At 49.3% G+C, this 21484-nt stretch carries 20 protein-coding genes; 13 read left to right on the top strand and 7 right to left on the bottom strand.

Annotated elements, in window-relative coordinates; genetic code table 11:
* The first annotated feature begins 308 nt into the window (after positions 1-308).
* Complete coding sequence (locus tag EHT87_RS03205; protein WP_124903783.1) at positions 309-749, top strand: VOC family protein; 441 nt, start codon at positions 309-311, stop codon at positions 747-749.
* A 630-nt stretch (positions 750-1379) separates the two neighbouring features.
* A complete protein-coding gene (locus EHT87_RS03200) occupies positions 1380-1733 on the top strand; it encodes a DUF1508 domain-containing protein (protein WP_124903781.1) in 354 nt (117 codons plus the stop codon).
* A 302-nt stretch (positions 1734-2035) separates the two neighbouring features.
* Here EHT87_RS03200 and EHT87_RS03195 read toward each other — a convergent pair whose 3' ends face one another.
* Entirely contained in the window at positions 2036-2611 is a 576-nt protein-coding gene (locus tag EHT87_RS03195; protein ID WP_124903779.1) for a cupin domain-containing protein, read from the bottom strand.
* Between the two features lie 497 nt (positions 2612-3108).
* On the opposite strand from EHT87_RS03195, the gene EHT87_RS03190 reads away from it, so the two are divergent.
* Complete coding sequence (locus EHT87_RS03190) at positions 3109-3300, top strand: hypothetical protein (RefSeq protein ID WP_124903777.1); 192 nt, start codon at positions 3109-3111, stop codon at positions 3298-3300.
* Positions 3301-3444: 144 nt separating this feature from the next.
* On the opposite strand, the gene EHT87_RS03185 is transcribed toward EHT87_RS03190, so the two are convergent.
* On the bottom strand, positions 3445-3693 hold the full coding sequence (locus EHT87_RS03185) for a hypothetical protein (protein ID WP_124903775.1): 249 nt from the start codon (positions 3691-3693) through the stop codon (positions 3445-3447).
* 75 nt (positions 3694-3768) lie between these two features.
* Positions 3769-4581, bottom strand: coding sequence for a hypothetical protein (locus EHT87_RS03180; RefSeq protein ID WP_124903773.1), 813 nt, complete (start codon positions 4579-4581; stop codon positions 3769-3771).
* A gap of 405 nt (positions 4582-4986) precedes the next feature.
* On the opposite strand from EHT87_RS03180, the gene EHT87_RS03175 reads away from it, so the two are divergent.
* The 6 genes from EHT87_RS03175 to EHT87_RS03150 all read left to right on the top strand — a co-directional run bounded on the left by EHT87_RS03175 (position 4987) and on the right by EHT87_RS03150 (position 10636).
* Positions 4987-5799 carry a helix-turn-helix domain-containing protein gene (locus tag EHT87_RS03175; protein ID WP_124903771.1) on the top strand — a complete coding sequence of 271 codons (813 nt, stop codon included), beginning with the start codon at positions 4987-4989 and terminating at the stop codon, positions 5797-5799.
* A gap of 36 nt (positions 5800-5835) precedes the next feature.
* Positions 5836-6693, top strand: a complete 858-nt coding sequence (locus EHT87_RS03170; protein ID WP_124903769.1) for a helix-turn-helix domain-containing protein — start codon at positions 5836-5838, stop codon at positions 6691-6693.
* 80 nt (positions 6694-6773) lie between these two features.
* Entirely contained in the window at positions 6774-7898 is a 1125-nt protein-coding gene (locus EHT87_RS03165; RefSeq protein ID WP_124903767.1) for an FAD-dependent monooxygenase, read from the top strand.
* Positions 7899-8093: 195 nt separating this feature from the next.
* Positions 8094-8522, top strand: coding sequence for a VOC family protein (locus tag EHT87_RS03160; protein ID WP_124903765.1), 429 nt, complete (start codon positions 8094-8096; stop codon positions 8520-8522).
* 122 nt (positions 8523-8644) lie between these two features.
* Complete coding sequence (locus tag EHT87_RS03155; RefSeq protein WP_124903763.1) at positions 8645-9790, top strand: FAD-dependent oxidoreductase; 1146 nt, start codon at positions 8645-8647, stop codon at positions 9788-9790.
* 129 nt (positions 9791-9919) lie between these two features.
* Positions 9920-10636 carry a hypothetical protein gene (locus EHT87_RS03150; RefSeq protein ID WP_124903761.1) on the top strand — a complete coding sequence of 239 codons (717 nt, stop codon included), beginning with the start codon at positions 9920-9922 and terminating at the stop codon, positions 10634-10636.
* A gap of 1 nt (position 10637) precedes the next feature.
* On the opposite strand, the gene EHT87_RS03145 is transcribed toward EHT87_RS03150, so the two are convergent.
* Positions 10638-10958, bottom strand: a complete 321-nt coding sequence (locus EHT87_RS03145; protein WP_124903759.1) for a hypothetical protein — start codon at positions 10956-10958, stop codon at positions 10638-10640.
* Positions 10959-11070: 112 nt separating this feature from the next.
* A complete protein-coding gene (locus EHT87_RS03140) occupies positions 11071-11538 on the bottom strand; it encodes a GNAT family N-acetyltransferase (RefSeq protein ID WP_124903757.1) in 468 nt (155 codons plus the stop codon).
* A 187-nt stretch (positions 11539-11725) separates the two neighbouring features.
* On the opposite strand from EHT87_RS03140, the gene EHT87_RS03135 reads away from it, so the two are divergent.
* Positions 11726-12496: a MerR family transcriptional regulator gene (locus EHT87_RS03135; protein ID WP_124903755.1), complete on the top strand. Its 771-nt coding sequence runs from the start codon at positions 11726-11728 to the stop codon at positions 12494-12496.
* A 149-nt stretch (positions 12497-12645) separates the two neighbouring features.
* Here the strand turns inward: EHT87_RS03135 and EHT87_RS03130 are convergent, their stop codons facing one another.
* Positions 12646-13470 carry an alpha/beta hydrolase gene (locus EHT87_RS03130; RefSeq protein WP_124903753.1) on the bottom strand — a complete coding sequence of 275 codons (825 nt, stop codon included), beginning with the start codon at positions 13468-13470 and terminating at the stop codon, positions 12646-12648.
* Between the two features lie 120 nt (positions 13471-13590).
* Between EHT87_RS03130 and EHT87_RS03125 the strand changes: the two genes are divergently transcribed.
* Positions 13591-15591, top strand: coding sequence for a S9 family peptidase (locus EHT87_RS03125; protein ID WP_124903751.1), 2001 nt, complete (start codon positions 13591-13593; stop codon positions 15589-15591).
* A 134-nt stretch (positions 15592-15725) separates the two neighbouring features.
* Positions 15726-16916, top strand: a complete 1191-nt coding sequence (locus tag EHT87_RS03120; protein ID WP_124903749.1) for a phosphoglycerate kinase — start codon at positions 15726-15728, stop codon at positions 16914-16916.
* 302 nt (positions 16917-17218) lie between these two features.
* On the opposite strand, the gene EHT87_RS03115 is transcribed toward EHT87_RS03120, so the two are convergent.
* Positions 17219-19669 carry a TonB-dependent receptor gene (locus EHT87_RS03115; protein WP_124903747.1) on the bottom strand — a complete coding sequence of 817 codons (2451 nt, stop codon included), beginning with the start codon at positions 19667-19669 and terminating at the stop codon, positions 17219-17221.
* A 306-nt stretch (positions 19670-19975) separates the two neighbouring features.
* Here EHT87_RS03115 and EHT87_RS03110 point away from each other — a divergent pair, with 306 nt between their 5' ends.
* Complete coding sequence (locus tag EHT87_RS03110; RefSeq protein WP_124903745.1) at positions 19976-21436, top strand: nicotinate phosphoribosyltransferase; 1461 nt, start codon at positions 19976-19978, stop codon at positions 21434-21436.
* Positions 21437-21484 lie beyond the last annotated feature (48 nt).

Below are 21484 nucleotides of genomic sequence, written 5' to 3'. Positions count from 1 at the left end.
CCACCAAGTGGAATAAATTGATTTGAATAATTGCAAATCAGACCTCCGTATACCTTTGTTCAGGTTGTCAAATTCAGGAACTAAAATGCCCGAATAAACAAAACCCGGCTAACGAACCGGGTTTTGTCTCCTTACCAATCTCTAGTAAAACAAACGTGATATTTTAGTATACTTGATTTTAAACAAAAGGACTATCACTAGTAGGTTAAACCTCCCATTCGTCAGTCCCACAAGTTATGGGTTTTGGGTAATAAGAATGAAGTTTTGATAATTTGATCGAAGGTTTGATTCAATAATAAACAAGAAAGATGGAGCAAAGAGTGAGTGTTATAACGCTGGGGGTCACCGATTTAGCCGGTATGAAAGATTTTTACATCCAGAAACTGGGCTGGAAACCAGTGGCTGAAAATAAAGATATTGTCTTTTTTAAAATGAATGGTTTTCTATTTAGCCTATTTGACCGGAAAGCACTTGCCATTGGGTCAGGCGTATCCGATAGCGGAACGGGGTTTCGGTCCTTTACGATAGCCTATAACGTAAACACAAAACAGGAGGTAGATTCCTTATTCAAAGAGCTGAAGGAAAAGCAGGTTAAAATCCTGAAAGAACCTGAAATGACATCTTTTGGGGGCTATTTCTTTTACTTTGCGGATGTAGAAGAGAATGTCCTTGAGGTGGCCTACAATCCCTATGTCCTCCTGGATGACGATGGGAATGCTGTTTCTCACAAGAGTATTGATCATCTATAAGCCAGGTCTATTGCCCCTCCGGGCAACCGTAGTAATGGAGCCTGTGGCATCTCAATGCGAACTGGGCTCTTCATCGCAGCCAACGAATCCATCCGTTTTATGGATAGCAACAGGCAGGGTTCAGCAGCAAAACCTAAAGATTCCGAAAAATAAAGCCCGACTTACTAGCCGGGCCTAAACTTTACATTGTGCAAACCAGAAAAAGCTTTCTGATCGCCGAAAGTAAAAAAAAACAAAATGTGACCACTGTTGAGGGCCTAATTCAGAATTAATCTAGCAACTCTCCGTTTAGGTGACAGGCAGATTCATCCTGGAGTCCTGCGATTTTTTAATCAAACAAAACACCCCGGTTCCATTGAAACCGGGGTGATTCAACTTTCTGTTAACAAGATTGTGTTCGCAAAGATAAGCGTCCCGTCATTACTGTCATACCATTACCGCATGTTTATAATATAAATATCTTATATTAGTTGACACGAATACGCTAATTATACTATACTTGCATTACAAGCAAGTATGCCGGGCGAATACCGGTTAACAACCCTCTACCCGAATCACCCGGCAGCCTATCCATCCGAAGCGGCCACGACCAACTCGAAAGAATTTCTTAAAGCAGCCTAACTTACAACCATGACCCTTATGTATTTTATCATTGAAGAAGCCAAAAGCCCGGGCCATTACCAGGTGCGCCTATTGACCCAGAACCACCAGCCCTTAATGACCAGTGAGTTCCTGGCTACTAAAGACGCCTGCCTCCGCTGCATCCGCATGGTCAAGCGGGCGGCTGCCCATGAGGACAACTTCATCCGCTGGGACATCGATAAACACTGTTTCAATTTGCATTATGGTGACGATAGCCTGATGATCGGTGCCATGAAGTACAAGTCCGCGGAAGCCCGTGATCTGGCTATCGCCACGAGTCGGTTGGCGATTATAGAAGCCCCGGTCGAGGATTACACGACCTCAATGCGCCAGGCCGCCTAATCGCCATGATCATCATCGCCAAGACTGTATTCAAGCTTTTGAAGGCTTAGCAAATGCAGCGAATAGCAATGCTTAATGGCAGGACGTAATCGCTCCAGGGAGTTTGAATACAAAAGCCTGAAGAAACTATCCTCAGGCCCTTGTAGATCGGTCGTAACGATTTTATTGGTCACCGGAACGTATAGGCATAATCGGTAACCCGGTAAAAGGGAACACTCTCGCCCGTATTCTGAAAAGTAGACCATTTTTGATGGAGTCGCAACTACCAGGTACCTCCGTTAGTCCTGAACCATCCGGGTTTCCTATCTTTTTAACTGGTTGATTGGCGGGCCTACCCGTTTGAAGCCATGTGCTTCTCTAAACTTGTCCTGTTCCGCTTCCGTCATCGTTTTCATTACGCCTTCGCTAATTTTCTGGAAGCACTCTTCCATTTTACCCGCTGGCTGAAAGGTCATTAACAGTTTGCCCACTCCTGGCCCCACTTTAGCAAAACAATGGGGTACGTTTCGGGGACCAAATACACTATCACCTGCCTTGGCCTGGTGAATTACGTCGCCAACCTTAATCAGAAATTCACCTTCTAATACATACCACATTTCATCCTGGTCAAAGTGATAATGAAGAACTGGCCCTCCCTCCTTGACACGACTCGATTCATAGACGTACAAATCGCCATTGGTATCTTTGCCCGATACCTTTGTCATGAAGGTGTCACCATCAAAAAGAGTAATGGCATGGTTAAATCGATCTTGACCCGCATCGACTTTGAAGCCTTTCTCAACCCGGTAGGTTTTTAGTATTTTTCCAATAGACAGGAAAGGCGAAGACAGGAATGTGCCGGTTGCTAAACAGGCTTTCAAAAAGCTGTTTCTTTTCATATACAAGTACTGGTTTATGAAGGAAGACTGTGTAAAGAAGTACGAATAAACTAGAATTTATCACACCGCCTTCAAGTCATTTAGGCTACGGTAAATCCGTTGTAGGATGAAAGACCAGGTTAATGCAAACCGAACGAAAAAAGTACGGTAGTCAACATAAATTGATTGACTTTGGCAACTTGGCACAAACGCCAGACCGGATGAAAGCACCGTTTTTTAAAACGCCCGGCGGGCAAGTCGGGCTTCGTTTTTAGGCTGTAAACCCTCTAATTGAACTATCTGACTATAAAATAGCAAGTATGTTACTTTGTAAAGCAAATCGGTAACATCGGCTTTATTTTTGCTCCCTATTTGACATACCTATGAATCAATAAATACAACCCCACTTAGGCGGTCGGGTTTATTTTGGAGATTTAGTTGACCATTCACACAACTCCTTTTCTTCCAAAATGCACATGAATGAGTAATTATCCATTTGGGATTCCAATCCCCTTAGTATGCTTCTTCTTAGCATTTTTCTCAATCTGGCCGTTGCCATTTTGATTCTTTTTCTCAGTTATAACTCACCGGCCTCTCAACGCAAAAAGTATTATTGGCTGCTGGCGATGCTCTTGCTCAACTTGCTAATTATGGTGTATGTCTTCAACCAACGGGCCAATACGGAAACCAGACATTTGCTTGGTGGATGATCGATGCGTTTAGGGACAGTAATATGGCCGCATTTATGTTAACCGCCAGAGCTGGAGACGGCTGGTAAAAAGCCGGAAATCGCGGGGCACTAAAGAATCGGCCCTTTCTGGCTATGAAGCGAAACCAGAAAGGGCCGACAGAAATTAAATAAATGGCTGTGGTTGAGCCGTTTGATAGGTTACCGCTGCCTTTATCCGGCTTTGCAGTTCCAGATCCAACAAGCGGGCATATTCTGTCCATTCTTTATCTGCTGCCATAAACTTATCGCCCCTTTCCGTTTCGTCCGCTTTGTAATGTTTCTCAGCGTCTTTTACATACGATGCGGCCAAGTCAATGGCGTAGGCATACATTTTCTGAATCTCCTCAAACGTTAGTTCACTTAAATTTTTCATGTGACCGAGTGTTAGTATGGGCTATAAACTACCGGGCACCCCTAAATGTTAAGCCAAAACCGGATTCAGTAGCTTCTATCGGCATGTTATATCATAGTCGGTAACCCCGTAACTGATGGTCTCATCGCCTGCCACTTTGCCGGAATTGTAGCTCCGGATGGTATGACCGGCATAGTCATACAGGTAGTTGTTTTCGGAGGTGGTAGCCGTTTTTACATCACCATTGCTTTCATAGGTCTTAAATACAAATTTGGTCGGCAGATTTCGACTGGTTTTCCCCCGGTAGGGTGCCGGGTTAGGCGTATTCGGTTTCGACAGATCGTACTCGTAAGCTTGCGAATAGTTGAGTACGCCACCAGGCGATAAAAAGTTCTCGACCAGAATGAGGTTTCCATTGCCGTCGATGGTGTACTTCGTTGGATTTAGGCCTCTATTATCTTCCACCAGATACCCCTCTGCGTTGTAGACTAATCCAGGTTCGTTCAACAAGCCCTGCGCATTGAGTGGAATAATCGTCTCAAGGGACGGAACTGATGACCCGAATTCGTATATTTTTTGGGTTATTTTATCCGTCTCATAATCAAGCGTTTCCCGTACATAAGCCGTACTGCCCGTATAGGTGATGAACAGACTTTCCGAAAGCCGCCCCTGTTCATCGAAGGTATACCGGTACGAATTTGTTTTCCCGATCATTACCTGTTGTCCATCTACCTCAAAGAGCTCATCTTTGTTGAGACGCGGCCCAAACGAACTTTTATTCGTAACGGTCATGGTCAGCACCTGGCAATTGGGATTCTGCTGAGACGGCTGGTGGTCTTCGAGCGTACAGGCATCCAGTAACACGATCAGGCCAACCGGAAACAGGGCCATTCGGGGAAAGGTTTTCATAAAGGATAAGGTTTATGTTATTCGCTGATTATTAATGGGGAAGAGTAGGATTAAACTCAAAAGGTTGCTCCATCAGATGAAGATTTTATCCAACGGGCATATGACTAGCTTTCGACCGGTTTCTAGTGCCCGAAGGCGTTGGCGTGACGGTACCGGATGTTGCTACTTTCGTGTTTTCAACTGATCGCCACCACCCTTCCCTCCTTTTCAAGCGGGATGTCAACTCCCGCACCAAAGCGGTTCAGGGACTCTTCAGTGGGGAGCATTGAACTAATCAAAAAAAACAGAGACATCTGTTTGACAATCAATAGCTTACTAACACAAGAACTAAAACCAATGGCTTTCCGGTATGATTTCTTTCCTTCATACGGTTTCTATTGCACCCCAAACAAGCTATCTTTCAACATGCAGCATCTGGAATTTGACCCGCCCGAAACGTTACGGGATACGATCAAGTGCTTTTGGTACGACCAAAAAGACTTCGGAGAACAACCAGCGGGTTTTGAGGTAATACCGGATGGCTATGTTGAACTAATTTTTCATTTCGGAAGTGGGTGCAGCCTTTCGGATCAGGGCGATTGGCGGCCCTTGCCCTCACCGTTTCTGATCGGCCTGCTCAATCAGCCGGTTCTATTTTACGCGAAAAACCGGCTGGAAATTCTTGGCGTCCGGTGTTTTCCCTGGACCGTGTTCGATCTGCTCGGACTGCCATCCGGTAACGACGGCGTGCGCAGGGTTGAGCATCCGATCGCCCGACTCCAACCCGCTCTGGAAGCCTGCATCAATGCCGGCCAGATAGGGGACGCGGTGGCGCGGCTGAACCAGTATTTTCTGAATGCCCGCCCGCAACCCGCTGTCGACCGGCTGCTGTTCAAGGCGGGAGTGGCCATGAGCGAAGCAAACGGCACCATGCCGGTAAGTGAAGTAGCGGCAGCCGCCCATGCAACGGTTCGTACGCTGGAAAGGAAGTTCCGACAATCGTCCGGCCATACGGTTAAAGAGGTGTCCGGTCTGATGCGCTTCGAGCAGGTACGGAACCGATTATGGCTCGATCCGGCGGCTAACCTTGCCGGCCTGGCGCATGAGCTGGGGTATACAGACCAATCCCACTTAAGCCGGGAATTCAAGCGCTACAGCGGCACGACGCCAGCGGCCTTCGCGCGAAAAGCCAGGAAACAGGAAGTTCGCGCTGGTTTGGTGGCGTTTGTACCAGCCTGATACCGGAGCAATCGGGGATTTTGACTTGAACAGATCATGCCTAAAAAAACAACATCGATTCCGGTTAATTATTTTGCTGACGCGTATAACGCCGGTATTTCTATTGAAAAAATAGCCGTTAACGATTTACTCACCTTCAGGGATGCAAAACAAGCGCACCGGCACGACTGTCATTCCTTCTTTTTGCTCGAAAAAGGAACCGTTTCCATTGAAATTGATTTTAAAACGTACAGCATTCAGGCTCCGGCGGTCATTTACATGCACCCCAATCAGGTGCATCTTATTTTGGCATTCAAGGAGGTAGTAGTCTGCAGTCTGGCCATTAGTAATGAAAACCTGAATCCTGACTATCTGGAGCTGCTGGAAAACATCACCCCCACAAAACCGCTAGCGTTGGCCGCCGATACGTTTTCCATTATTTCCGAAACGGCATCGCTGTGCCTGAAGTTTTCCGAACGCAAAAACGACAACCTGTATCATTCTTTACTCAGAGATGGTTGCAATGCCCTGGTCGCCCTGGTTGCTTCCCAGTATGTAAACCAAGCAAAATCAGCGGATAAGCTCTCCCGGTTCGAAGTGGTTACCAAAGCTTTCAACCAAGTATTGGAGCGTCATTACACCACGGAAAAACGGCCGGCAGCGTATTCCCAAAAGTTAAATCTATCGACCGCTTACCTGAACGAATGCGTTAAAAACACAACCGGTTATTCCGTTTCACATCACATACAGGAACGTGTCGTTTTAGAAGCAAAACGGTTGCTTTATCATTCCGATAAATCGGTGAAAGAAATCGCTTCTGAATTGGGCTATGACGATTACCCGTACTTCTCCCGGTTGTTCACCAAAGTGGCTGGAATGACCGCATTAGCTTTCCGGAGCAAAAACCGCGATTAGTCCAATACTTACGTCGTATTGCCGTTTTTTATCTTTTCTGTATGCTGTTGCTTTGCATCGTCAAGTAAAACCGTATAGAAATGAACACATTGAACAAGAAAAAAGTACTCATTTCGGGGGCTAGTATGGCCGGACTTTCCACTGCTTACTGGATGAATCAATTGGGTTATAAAGTCACGGTGGTTGAAATAGCCAACGCACCCCGAACTGCCGGCGCAGCTGTTGATATAAAGGGTCCAGCCGCAGATGCCGCCAGGCGTATGGGCATTTTTGAGCAATTAAAAGCCAACAGACTAACTGTAGAAAGGATCGAATTTAAAAACGCCGATGATGGTACGGAAGGCTCGATCATCGTATCAAACGGGAATGAAGACCTTCCCGATGAGGAGATCGAAATTGAACGGGATAAATTTGTGCGGATTTTATTCGATACGTTAAAAAATGAGGTTGACTTTATTTTCAACACGAGTATCACCGCACTAAAGGAGACTCCGGACGCTATTCACGTCACATGTAAAGACGGCTCGCAGGAAGCCTTTCACCTGGTGTTTGGTTGCGATGGAATCCATTCGGCCGTACGGAAAATCTGGTTTGGTCACGAAACCGACTACAGCCATTTTCTGAAAGCCTATTTTTCGATCATCATTGTGAATAAATTGCTGATCAAACCAAAAACGATGCAACTTTATGGTGTACCGGACAAGAGCATGATGCTGAATGCGTACAACACGAAAACAGACATCATTTTTTGTTTCAATTCAGAAGCAGAAATTCCGTACCATTACCGCGATGAGGAACAACAACGGAAAATTATTCTGGACCAGTTTGCCGGGCTGGGCTGGCGAACCGCAGAATTACTGGACGAAATGCAGCGTTCTGAAAAAATTTACTTCGATAAATTCTGTCAAATAAAAATGCCGTCGTGGACAAAAGGCCGGGTGGCGCTGGTGGGCGATGCCGGCTATTGCGCTTCGCCCGCTGCCGGTATGGGGGCATCGTTGTCAATGATTGGTGCTACCGCCGTAGCGGATGCGTTGCAAAAACACAACGGGGATTTTGAAGTAGCGTTTCAGGAATACAACAACAGTCTGCGGCCGTTTATTGAACAAGTTCAGGCCACCGCCGAATTTAATGTAAGGGAAAATTTCATTCCCAGAACCGAAGAAGCGATTCGCCGACGAAACACACAGACCCGCGCCTTTTAGCGGGTATGCATCCCGTAAGCGGGCCAGCCGGTGTACGCAAAACCGGGTTGCACGAGCACGATTCGGCCCCCGGGACACGACGCCAGCAGCTGCCCGTGGCATGCGAATTACCATCCATGCCGCATAAACTGATTATTGACACTAACTTCGCGTATAACACGACCTGAAACGGTGATATAATCACTAAAAACCACGATGGAAGATCAAAGCAATCAACAAGACCACGCCACTTCACCTGCCGATACAACCCCAAAGGTGACCGGAATTGGAGGTATTTTCTTTTTTTCAGACAATCTGCAGGCAACGAAAGACTGGTATGCAAAAAATTTAGGGTTTGACATCAATGCCTGGGGTTCGGCAAGTTTTGAATCCAGAAACATCAGCAAGCCAGACCAGATCGATTCGCTCCAATGGAGTCCTTTCAAAACCGGAGATGACTATTTTTCTCCGTCCAAAAAGGAGTTTATGATTAATTACCGGGTCCAGAATATGGAAGGCCTGCTGGACAAACTCAGAGAAAACGGCGTAACCATACTCGATAGCATTGCGACGTATGACTACGGAAAATTTGTCCATATCATGGACGCAGACGGCAACAAGATTGAATTGTGGGAGCCTGTGTAGTGGGCTTCCGCCGAAAAACAATGCGCTGAAAACCGGCTTCGGGCCCTGATTTTGTCGCGTTTGTACAAGATTCACGCAGGCGCATTCCCGAATTTTGCATCGTTTTAAAACGATGCAAAATCATGATACTGAACACGAAAAAAGTAGCCATCCTCGGTGCAGGGCCCGTTGGTCTGACCATGGCGAAATTACTACAGCAAGAGGGAGTAGACGTCACCGTTTACGAGCGAGATCGGGACGCAGGGACACGAATTTCGGGCGGTACGCTCGACCTGCATACGGGTTCGGGGCAGGACGCCCTCAAAAAAGCAGGCTTATTGGAGCGGTATTATGCCATGGCGATTCCCATGGGCAGAACCGTGGCTGATGCCCAAGGCAACGTATTGTTCGCTAAAAAACCGACTCCCGAAGACCAATTCGATTCCCCTGAGATCAACAGAACCGATTTAAGGAAACTATTGCTCGATAGTTTACCAGGCGATACCGTTGTGTGGGACCGAAAATGTACCGGCCTCGAAGCGCATAACGGCCAATGGCGGCTGCATTTCAATACCGATGTAACGGCAACGGCCGACTTGGTTATCGGCGCAAACGGAGGCATGTCCAGGGCAAGAGAACAGGTGACGGATGCCGAAATCGAATACACCGGAACGCTGATTTTGCAGGGCGAAGTACCTCAACCGGAAGCGACCTGCGCAGCGTTCTGCCAGTTGTGCAATGATACCATCCTGATGGCGGCCAGCAAAGGTAATTTAGTCGTTGCCAATCCAAAAAACGGCGGTCTGTTGAGCTACAATGTAATTTTCGAAACACCCTCATCATGGGATTTCGAAAATGGAGCAGACGTTCAGTCTAACGACCGCCTGATCAGGTTCCTCTTGCAGCGGTTTTCCGATTGGGATGAACGTTACCGGCAACTGTTCCGCGCAACCGCTTCTTTTGTGATCTGGCCAACGAGAAAAATACCGCTGGATAAACCCTGGAAAACGAATCGCCCGCTGCCGATAACGCTGATTGGCGATGCGGCTCACATCATGCCGCCTTTTGCCGGGCAGGGTGTAAATACCGGACTGAAGGACGCTTTGATCTTGTCCGATAACCTAACAAACGGGAAATTTAAAACTATTGAAGCGGCTATTCACGATTACGAACAGCAAATGCTTGTTTATGCAACAGCCGCCCAATTGGAAACCAGCAGGAATGAACGCGAAATGCGTGATCCCGACTTCTCTTTCCACAAATTGTATCACCCGGCAATCAACCGGTAGTGTTTCCCCGAAAAATTACCGGCAATTGGGCAGACGGCCTGCAACGTGTTATCGTTTGCTCTTTTTGAGTAAATTAAGGCAGGATTTGAAACCGCTCCCCGGTTCTGTCGCTAAAATGCTCCGAAACCCATGCAGCACCGTGTTTTTTCGTTGATCGTCTTCCTGACCCTACCCGGTTTGCGCAGCTACGGCCAGTGCGTCGTTTCGCAGGATGCTCAGAATCGGGTCATCACCACCTGCCGGTATTATGATGCAAAAGGTGGCTTTCTCATGAACCGGCCGGATCGAAGTCAGGCCATTACGCAGGTTACGTACCTGGGCAGCGAGTATTTAACGTATCCCGTCTGGCAAAACGGAACGGTGGAATCCGGTGCTTCCGAAAAGCCAATACCGTGCAAGATTGCCTTTAACATCGCCACCAATGTTATAAAGTGCCTGTTTGAAGGCGATGAAACGATATATGAGGTTCAGCCCGATGCGTTTACGGTCAATGACATGCGGTTTATCAGCCGGGTCAGCGAAAAGGGAGGCAAAACCAGCCGGGCCTACTACCTGGTTTTATACGCGGGTAAAACCAGGGTTTTGAAACAGTTTCGATGCACCCTGAGCAGGACCAAGAAGGAAGCCTATGCGTCGGATGAGCCGTTTGAAGGAACGTTCCGGCAGCAAAAGACCTACTTTATTCAGCGGAACAACGAGAAGCTCCGGGTCGTGAACTTATCCCGCAAATCCGTACTCGGCGTCCTCGACGATCAGGCCAGGCGGTTGGATCAGTACATCACCCAACGAAAACTGGATGTCTATCAACTCGTCGATGCCGTGGCGTATTACGATGGTTTTCAGTAGGTCACGCCCCCACCTCAAACAGCTCCACCTGGGTCACCGCCCATTCGCCCGCGATCATGGGCATGCCGCGCAGAACGCCCCGGTTATTGGTACAAATCAGGTAGAGATCACCGGATTGAAATATTGCCACAATCGTTTCGCCGGAAGTCTCCGACGGTTTGCCCACGGTTTCTGTGATCCGCAGGTTGTTGTCGTCGAACGTGATGGAATAAATCCGCAAGTCGGTGGTTTCGTAGCGGTGTTTCAGCATGGATTTCCGCAAAATCCCGTGCACTTTCTCAGCTTCTTCTAAATTCCTGGTAGCGGGAACGAAAAACTTCATCGTTTCTAATTTTGTGTTTATGGGTGTAGCTGACGGTTTTTGGTGGCTGGCGCAGGCTTACCTAAGCGTTTTTACTTCGGGCGCTGGCCACCGTAAACTGAAAACCGTAAACTTATTTCTTCCACGTCAACGTGCTGCGGTCCTGATCGACAAAGCCGACGGATTCGTACAACCGCCTGGCGCGGGTATTGTATTTTTCGGTTTGCAAATGGATCACCATCACGCCCAAATCGCCGGCGGCTTTTTGTAGATGCCGCAAAACCCGACGGCCCCACCCCGCGCCCCGGTGTCCTTCTTCGATGAACAGTTCGTCTACCAAAGCGGTTTTGCCACCAAACTCGAAGGCAAAACCGTACGTCAGCGCCACATAGCCAACCGGCTCATTTTCCGGCTCGATCAGCCAGAGCGACCCCAGCGACGGGTTTTCCAGCACATGGCGGATCAGATTCCGGCGAAGTTGCCGATCGAACGGGTAGCTGAAATGCCGGCAGAACGTTTCCATCATCCGCAATACCGCATCGGCATCATCGGTTGTGAGGGCAGGTCGGATACAATCCGGAATGGGACGACGGGTTTCCAAGGGCGATAAAAATACGGGATTAATAGTAAACTTTATTCCTAAATCCTCTAAAGGGCGCTTGAACCCTAAAATAACCGGTGCAACCGCACCTTTTAAAGGCGGGCAGAAAAATACTTCTTTTTTTTCTTGACTCTCCCCTTACGTCATAGCCTACCTTTACAACGTCAACATCGGCAATGTTCTGAAAATGAAAACCTATTCGGTCAAAAAACTGGCGAATCTGGCGGGGGTCAGCGTGCGCACGCTCCACCACTACGACCGCCTGGGCCTGCTGAAACCGTCCATTCGCACGGCAGCACGGTACCGGCTTTATGGCGAAAAAGAGGTATTCCGACTGCAGCAGATCCTCTTTTACAAGGAACTGGATTTTTCCTTGCTGAACATCCGGCAGGTCCTCGAAGACCCCGACTTTGATCTGGTGAACGCGCTCGAAAGCCACAAAAGCGCGTTGCAAGATCGGCGGGACCGGCTCACAACTTTGCTGAACACCGTTGACCGGACTATTTTAAAACTAAAAGGAGAAAAAATCATGTTAACCGACGAAGAATTATACGAAGGTTTCCCGAAAGAAACAGCGGAAGCCTACCGGCAGGAAGCCGTTGACAACTACGGTGCGAAAACCGTGGACGAATCGGAACGGAAGATCCGCCACCTAAGCAAAGCGGACTGGGCAACGCTGAAAGCCGAGGGCGAGGAAATCGCCCGTGCGCTGGCCGGGCTGATGGATAAAGATCCATCGGAGGCAGCGGTTCAGCAGCAAATTACCCGTCATTATGCCTTCATCAAATGCATGTGGGGCGATTCGGTTTGCAACGGCGATACGCTGGCCGCTTACCGCGGTCTGGCTCAATTGTACGTCGATGATCTGCGGTATACCAGCCAAAACGGGGTTTCCAACCCCGAATACGCCCAGTTTGTGAGCAAAGCGATGACGCATTTTGTAGACGGAAAGAGGTAGTTTTCGGTTTTCGGTGGCTGACGCCCGTACCAACAGACTAAAGTCTGTGTTCTGGGTCAAAAGAGTAGATAATAGAGTACTTAAGTAAACCCTAAAAACACGGACTCAAGTCCGCGGGTGCGGGCGTAAGCTACCGAAACCGGATACCACTACCCTTTTTTGTCAAAATACGTCCGCATAAACAGCAATTGATACGTTACGGCGTTGTTCCAGTAATTCCAGTTGTGGGCACCGGGGCGGGTGATGAAGTCGTGGGCGATGTTCATGTCCAGCATCTTCTGGTGCAGATTGCTGTTGACCCGAAAGAAAAAATCCTCCGTTCCGCAGTCTACGATGATGGCCTGCGAACCGGGGGTGAGCAGATACAGCAGGTTGATGACGGTATTCTGGTCCCAGCGTTCCGGGTTTTGGGCGTACGTTCCCAGCCACTTCGCCATGTTCCAGTTATTCGGAAAAGGCCGGATATCGACTCCTCCGCTCATGCTACCCGCGGCTCCGAAAACATCCTGGTGTCTGAACGCCAGATACAACGCGCCGTGCCCTCCCATGCTCAAGCCCGTGATGGCCCGGCCCGCGCGGTTTTTGATGGTTTTGTAATGGCTGTCGACCCACGACACCAGTTCCGTCGATACATAAGTTTCATACCGGGAGGACGGATCGACCGGGCTGTCGAAATACCAGCTCGAAACGTTGCCATCCGGACAGATGATGATCGACTGATAGGTATCGGCGGCTTTGTGAACAGACGGTGCTTTTTTGACCCAATCGCTATAATTGCCGCCGTGACCGTGTAGCAAATACACCACCGGAAACTCCCTGTCGCCCGTATACGAGTCCGGCGTGATGACCACCGCTTTGATGGTTTTTTTCATCGATGCGCTGTAGGTCTCGACAGTATCCACTTTGGAGGCCCGAACCGATTGCTGGAGAAAAAAGAAACTGCTTAAAAGAATGAATAAACGGGTTGCTGTCATTGGATTAGTAAGTGGGAATAAGGCGGTTTTTGGGGAAAGGCATTCGTCAATGGCTGCAAAATAAAACCATTTCCAAACTTTTTGTATCTTCATGGGCGAATTCCTCTTCAAAACAAACGCATGAAATCCATTTTCTTTTTTTGCCTGCTGACCGGCACCGTGCTGGCCCAAACCCCTCCTAAACGCCCCATTGCTCCTTCCGACATTCTGAGACTGCAAAACATTACCGACCCGCAGGTTTCGCCCGAAGGCTCGTGGGTAGCTTTTGCGCTGTCGTCGGTGGACAAAGAAAAAGACAAACGCAATTCCGACATCTGGATGATTAGCTGGGACGGCAAACAATCGGTGCAGTTGACCAGCAGCCCCGACGGCGAATCGTCTCCCCGCTGGAGTCCGGACGGGCGGTATCTTTCATTTGTTGCCACCCGCCAGGGCGATAAAGACAGCCAGTTGTGGCTCCTCGACCGGCGGGGTGGCGAAGGCAAAAAACTGACCGACCTCAAAGGCGAACTGGAGGAATACGAATGGGCACCCAATGGCAAAACCGTCGCCCTGGTCATTCGTGACAAAGATTATTCGGATTCGGCCAAGACCAAAATCCGTACTCCATACGTCATCGACCGCCGTCATTTCAAAGAAGACCGGAAAGGGTACCTCGACCGGCGGGCCGCCCACCTGTATCTGTTCGATGTTGAAACCAAAAAACTCGATACGCTCACAACCGGCATCTACGACGAAACGTCGCCGGTTTGGTCGCCCGACAGCAAACAGATTGTCTTTGTTAGCAACCGCACGGCCGACCCCGACAAAAACGAAAATACCGACCTGTTCGTGCTGGATGCGCGGCCGAAATCTTCCCTGAAGCAGCTCACCAATTGGGCCGGTTCGGACAACAATCCGGTCTGGAGCCCCGACGGCACCCAAATTGCGTATCTGCGTTCGACCGCTTCGACCAATTTTATCATGTATGACCAGCCCATTCTGTCGGTTATTTCGGCAACCGGCGGAGAACCGAAGCTGGTTTCGGCGGCATTGGATCGCCCGGTCCGGAATCCGCGGTGGTCGGTGGATGGAAAATCGGTAGCGGTTCTGGTGGACGACGACCGCCGAACCTATGTGAGCGCCTACGACCTGGCATCCGGCCAGCCAAACCGCCTGGCCGCTGGCGATTGCGCCTTTGCCGATCTGGAACAAAATCCGAAAGGTGGCTGGGTGACGCTCATGAGTAAGCCGCAGCTTCCGGCCGAAATCTATGCGGTCGAAAATGGCAACACCCGTCGGCTCACCACTATTCAGGATGCTTTTGTGGCTCCGCTCCTGCTGGCTTCGGTCGAAGGATTTACGTCGCGCAGCAAAGACGGCACCCAGGTAGAAAACCTGCTTTTCCGTCCCGCCAATGCGCCCACGGGTCAGAAAATGCCGACGATTCTATTCATCCACGGCGGTCCGGTCGGCCAGGACAATTTCGGGTTCGACCTCGCTCGTCAAATCCTGGCGAGTGGTGGCTACGCCGTCGCGGGCGTCAACTACCGGGGTAGCAGCGGACGCGGACTCGCATTTTGCAAAGCCATTTACGGCGACTGGGGCAACAGAGAAGTGGCGGATATTCTGGGGGCTGCGGATTATCTGGTTGCCAACGGCATTGCTGACCCGGCCAAACTGGGCATCGGCGGCTGGAGTTACGGCGGTATCCTGACCAATTATACCATTGCCACCGACCAGCGGTTTAAGGCGGCCGCCAGCGGAGCCGGCAGTTCGTTGCAAATGACGATGTATGGATCCGATCAATACGTCAATCAATACGAAAACGAACTGGGACTGCCCTGGAAAAACACCGACAAGTGGCTGAAAGTCTCGTATCCGTTCCTGAAAGCCGACCGCATCAAAACCCCGACCTTATTTATGGGCGGTGAAAAAGATTTCAACGTGCCGATTGCCGGCAGTGAGCAGATGTACCAGGCTTTGAAGTCGTTGAGTGTTCCGACCCAACTCATTGTGTATCCCGGTCAGTTTCACGGCCTTTCCATACCCAGCTACCAAACCGACCGCTTCGACCGGTATTTGAAGTGGTTCGATCAGTATCTGAAAACATCCGTTGCGGTTCTGGGAACTGGTAAATGAGGACGTTACCTTTGAAATTGCAACTATCCCTTTAAAAACAGAACAAATTCAATAAGCTAGTTCCTGAATTGCTACGTTTGAGCAAAAACTCCTAAGTTCGGGCGGATTTTGCCAACTAACAGGAAATCTGTCGTATGAAAACATTAGACTCTTACAATTTTTCCGGTAAACGCGCCTTGATTCGGGTTGATTTCAATGTTCCACTGAACAGTAAATTTGAAATTACGGACGATACCCGCATGAAGGCCACGTTGCCAACCATCACTAAAATTTTGAAAGATGGCGGTTCGTGCGTGTTGATGTCGCATTTGGGGCGTCCCAAAGGTGGTCCTGAAGATAAATATTCGCTGAAACACCTGGTTGGCCCGCTGTCCATTATGCTGGGCGTTCCGGTTAAATTTGCTGACGATTGCATTGGTGAATCCGCCAAAGAAATGGCCAGCGCCCTCAAACCGGGTGAGGTGCTGTTGCTGGAAAATCTGCGTTTTTACAAGGAAGAAGAAAAAGGAGACGTTGATTTTGCCGAAAAGTTGTCGAAACTGGGCGATGTCTACGTAAACGACGCGTTCGGAACCGCCCACCGCGCCCATGCGTCGACGGCGGTTATTGCGCAGTTTTTTACGGATAAAGTGTGTGGCTACGTTATGCAGGCCGAACTCGACAACGCCCAGCGCGTTCTGGACAATGCTGACCGTCCGTTTACCGCCATCATGGGTGGGGCCAAAATTTCGGATAAAATCCTCATCATCGAGAAATTACTCGACAAGGTCGATAACCTGATCATCGGCGGTGGGATGTCTTATACTTTTACCAAAGCCGCCGGTGGCAACATCGGGAAATCCCTCCTCGAAGCCGACAAGCAGGAACTGGCCCTCGAACTGCTCGAAAAAGCCAAGGCGAAGGGTGTTCAGGTCTATTTACCGGTCGACAACGTTATTTCGGATGGATTTTCGAACGATGCCAACCGGCAGACGGTGAAAACCGGTCAAATTCCGGACGACTGGCAGGGACTGGATATTGGCCCCGAAACCATTGCGCTGTTCAGCGAAGTATTGGCCAAGTCAAAAACCATCCTCTGGAACGGCCCGATGGGAGTGTTCGAATTTCCGAACTTCGCCATCGGTACCAACGCCATCGCCGACGTGGTTGTGAAAGCTACCGAAGAAAACGGTGCGTTCTCGCTCATCGGTGGGGGCGACTCGGCTTCGGCCGTCAACAATGCCGGTTATGGCGACCGGGTCAGTTACGTTTCGACGGGCGGTGGAGCTTTGCTGGAGTATATGGAAGGCAAAGTATTGCCGGGTGTTGCCGCTCTGGACGAATAAACTACAATTAATTGAATAGTAATTATCATTTAGGAAATCACAAAAAAGGTCACCAAAAGTGACCTTTTTTTATAACATTTAAATTAAACCGGTCTATTCGCTATAATTTTATTAAATGTATATACATCAGGTGTTTGAATCATATTTTGAAATTGGTTATTGTTACTGTATTTTTAAAAATCAAAAAAGCCACTCCTCAAGGTGGGAATGGCTTTCTGCTTTCTTAACCTAAACTAATTATCTATTAAAGTAACGGCGGACGGACGAAAAACCATCCGCCGTTTGCTTTATTTAACTTTTATTTAATTATTGCCCCCTCCGGCCCGGTTGCGTTCAGTCTCCGTACTGGTGCTGCGTTGACGGGCGGCTTTCACGTTCTGGTTGCCGAAACGATACGTAAACGTCAGGCGGGCAATGCGACTTTCCCAACGGGCGCGCACCCGGAAGTTGATGTCCTGATATACGGCTTTTCCCTCAAATTTATTCAGCCAGAACGGATCGTTCACATTCAGTTTCAGGCTCGCTTTCCGGTTCATCAGCGTCTTCTGTAGGCCGATGCTGAAAGCTCCCATGGGCTGGGCGCGGTAAAAACCGTACACGTTTTTTGAGTTATACCAGCCGGCCAGTTCTGCGCTAAAGCCCTTGGGCAACACAAAATTCTGGGAAGTATAGACGTTATAGGACACAAAACTGACGTTGTATTGCGCACCCAGATACGGTGAATCATACTTGTTGTAATTTGCGCCGATGTTGTTCTGCATGTTCCACCACTTGGTCACGGCCACCGGGAAACTGATCGTCAGACTCACATTATCCTGCGTAGCCAGGTTGTCGGTAGTAACGTAGGTGATGTTCTGTTCCGCAATCTGGCCGGGCACTTCGTTGACAATCACATCAGTAGTGCGGCTATAACCCAGCGCCGTCGAGAATTTTCCTTTGTAGACGTGCGTCAATTGAAAGGAATTCGTAAACTGCGGTTTCAGATACGGATTTCCCTGCTGATACGTGTAGGGGTCCAGATAGAACCTGAATGGGTTCAGATTCTGGTAATTCGGTCGGTCAATTCGGCGGCTGTACGAAATATTCAACACGTTATTGGTATCAAGCTGTCGCGAAATAAACATCGTCGGAAATAAATTGGTATAATTCCGATCCACAATTTTATTGAGCGTCACCGAGTTTCCCCGTGAGTGCGTGTTTTCCAGCCGTAATCCAGCCTGAATGCTGGTTTTTTTATTCAGTTTGCCGGAAAAATTTACGTAAGCGGCATTGATGTTTTCGGTGTATTTGAACTGGTTGCTCTGTTTGGAATTGAAAACCCAGCGACCATCGACAAAGTCTTCATACGTCAGGATGTTGTCCGAATTTACAAAGCTGGTTTTCACCCCGGTTTCCCACTTTCCGATCTTTGTTGGATGCACATAATCCGACTTGAACGCCCAGATGTCGATGGTCGACGGCATGTTGTTGCGAACGATAGCCGTTGGCTGAACAATGCTGTCGCGGGCGTTGGTATACGTCGTGCTCAGGTTGTTATACGAATCTCCGTTGAACCGGGAATAGTCGAGATCGCTCGTTAGCTCCCGGCCTTTCCCGTCAAAATCATACTTGTAGTTTACGTTACCTGTCACGTTTGACCATTTGTTTTTCACCGAAACATCCGTCGTCGGTTTCAGCGTAATCTCATGAAATTCGTTGCTGATCACCGAGTGATTGATCCCGTTGTCCTGCCGCCAGTCGTTGATAAAACCGGTTGCCAGAACGCCGATCGTGCTTTTCTTATTGATGAAATAATCGACGCCCGTCCGGAACGTGTGTCCGTCAAATCGGTTGGGACGGAAGGAATTCTGGTCGAAATAGGTGATTTTTCCGTTGTACGGAATGATCCGGTCGAGGCTGTTTTCCTGGAAGCGACGGTTATGAAAGTAGCTGTAATTGCCAAAGGCGTTGATTTTTCCGACGCGGTGATTCAGGTTCAGGCTGGCGTTGGCTTTTTCGTACCGGCCGTATCCGACCCCGGCTATGGCCGTCCCGTTGGTTCCGAAATTCTTGTTTTTCTTCATCCGGATGTTGATGATCCCCACATTACCGGCGGCATCGTATTTGGAAGAGGGATTGGTGATGATCTCGATTTTCTCGATATTATCACTTGGCGTATTTTTCAGCAAATTGGCCACTTCCTGCCCTGACAGGTACGTTTGTTTGCCGTCGATCATGACGATAACACCCGATTTTCCTTTTAACTGGATGTTGTCATTCTGGCGGTCGATGGTTACACCCGGCGCTTTTTCCAGGACTTCCAGCGCCGTACTCCCACTCGCCACGATGCTGTTTTCTACGTTGACCACCGTCCGGTCGATTTCCTGTTCGATGAACGGTTTTTTAGCCACTACTTTTACCTCCTTAAGACTTTTAGCTTCTTCCACCATCGTCAGCGTTTTCACCTGAACTTCCGGATTGGCGGCATCGACCGTGAACGGTTCCGAATATACTTTCTTATAGCCGACGAGTGAAGTAGCCACCCGATAACCGCCCTCGGCTACGTTGTCGAACTCGTATTTTCCGTGATCGTTGGTCACCACCCCCTTCACTAAAGTCGAGTCTTTGGCCTTCAACAACAGGATGGTGACGAATTCAGACGGTTTTTGGGCCTGGTCGATAACCACCCCGAGGACTTTACCTTTCATCGGAGCCTGGGCCATTGCAGTCGTCATAGCCAGCCACACACACACGGCGGTGATAAACGTTTTCATAGTGATTTATTAGTAGGTTGTTGTTTACTCTTTACGTTCAAAAGTGTTGTTTACTGTCCGGGTTTCCCTTGGAGTATGTGGCAAAGTTAAGTAGTGTGTATTACATAGAACCTTATCTTACATAGATGGTCATTTTTTTAGGATGATTGGCAAATGGGAGGCAAATCGTACATATTGACAGATGCAAATGTGGCAAGAGAGGTTGCTTTTGCCAACGCAAAAAATGTGAACGGGCGTTAAGTGGTGTTAAACGGAACGGGTTTTTGTTGGTTATACAGGTAACGACTGCTTATTTGACTGAAAACGATGATTCAACCCCTGTATAGCAATTCGCTCAGCCTGCTCACCGATCTTTATCAACTCACGATGGCGTATGGATACTGGAAATCCGGAACCGCCGAAAAAGAGGCCGTTTTTAACCTGTATTTTCGAAAACATCCCTTTCAGGGCGGCTTCACCATCGCCTGCGGACTGTCGGGCGTGATCGATTTCCTGAATGCGTTTTCCTTTTCCGAAAACGACCTTGAGTACCTCCGCTCGCTGACCGGAAGCGACCATCGGCCGTTGTTCGAACCGGCTTTTCTGGATTATTTAAGAGACCTGCGCTTTGCGGGCGAGCTGGAGGCCGTTCCCGAAGGCACTGCCGTTTTCCCAAATGAACCCCTGATTCGGGTACGCGGTCCGATTTTACAGTGCCAGCTGCTCGAAACGTCCCTGCTGACGATCGTTAATTTTCAGTCGCTGATTGCGACCAAAGCCGCCCGGATGCGGCTGGCCGCCCGAAACGACACGCTGCTGGAATTTGGCCTTCGCCGGGCGCAGGGCATCGACGGGGGAATAACCGCCAGCCGGGCGGCCTACATCGGCGGTTGCGACGCAACTTCCAATGTGCTGGCGGGCAAACTCTACGGAATTCCGGTGCGCGGCACCCACGCACACAGTTGGGTGATGTCGTTCGACGATGAACTGGCGGCTTTTGAGGCTTACACGGCTGCGATGCCCAACAATGTCACGTTGCTGGTCGATACATACGACTCGCTGCAGGGCGTAAAAAATGCCATCGAGGTCGGAAAAACCCTGAAAGATAAAGGCTATCAATTGAACGGGATCCGGCTGGATTCGGGCGATCTGGCCTATTTGAGCATCGAAGCCCGCAAATTACTCGACCAGGCCGGTTTCCCCGAAACTTCCATTGTTGGCAGCAATGATCTGGACGAATACCTGGTGAGCAGCCTCAAGGAACAGGGGGCCCGCATCGACATCTGGGGCATCGGCACCAAACTGGTTACGGCCTACGACCAACCGGCACTGGGCGGTGTTTATAAACTGGCGGCCATCCGGGATCCGGCGGGGTCGTGGGAATATAAGCTGAAATTATCGGAGCAGGCGATCAAAATTTCGACGCCAGGAATCCAGCAGGTGCGCCGGTATTCGAACGAACACGGTTTTATGGCCGACATGATTTTTAACGAAGAAACGCCACCAACCGGCTCCACAACGATGATCGATCCGTACGATTTTACGCGGCAGCGGCAGTTTAGCGAGTCCACCGCGTATGAAGATCTGCTCGTTCCGGTGTTTCGAAAGGGGCAATTGGTTTATGATACGCCGGCTATTGATTCGGTACGAAACCGGGTGCAGCAGCAACTGGCCCAGTTTCATCCCACCATCAAGCGGTTTATCAACCCACATGCCTACCCGGTTGGGCTGGAACACCAGTTGCACGAGTTGAAAACCGCTTTGATTTTTGGCCTTCGGCAGAAATAAAAGCCGAAATTGGGCGAGTAGTATCCAAACAAACCAATTTCCCGTTCA

Origin of the sequence: Larkinella knui (assembly GCF_003858645.1) — a bacterium.
Taxonomy (GTDB): domain Bacteria; phylum Bacteroidota; class Bacteroidia; order Cytophagales; family Spirosomataceae; genus Larkinella; species Larkinella knui.
This window is presented reverse-complemented; position numbering and strand designations above follow the sequence as displayed.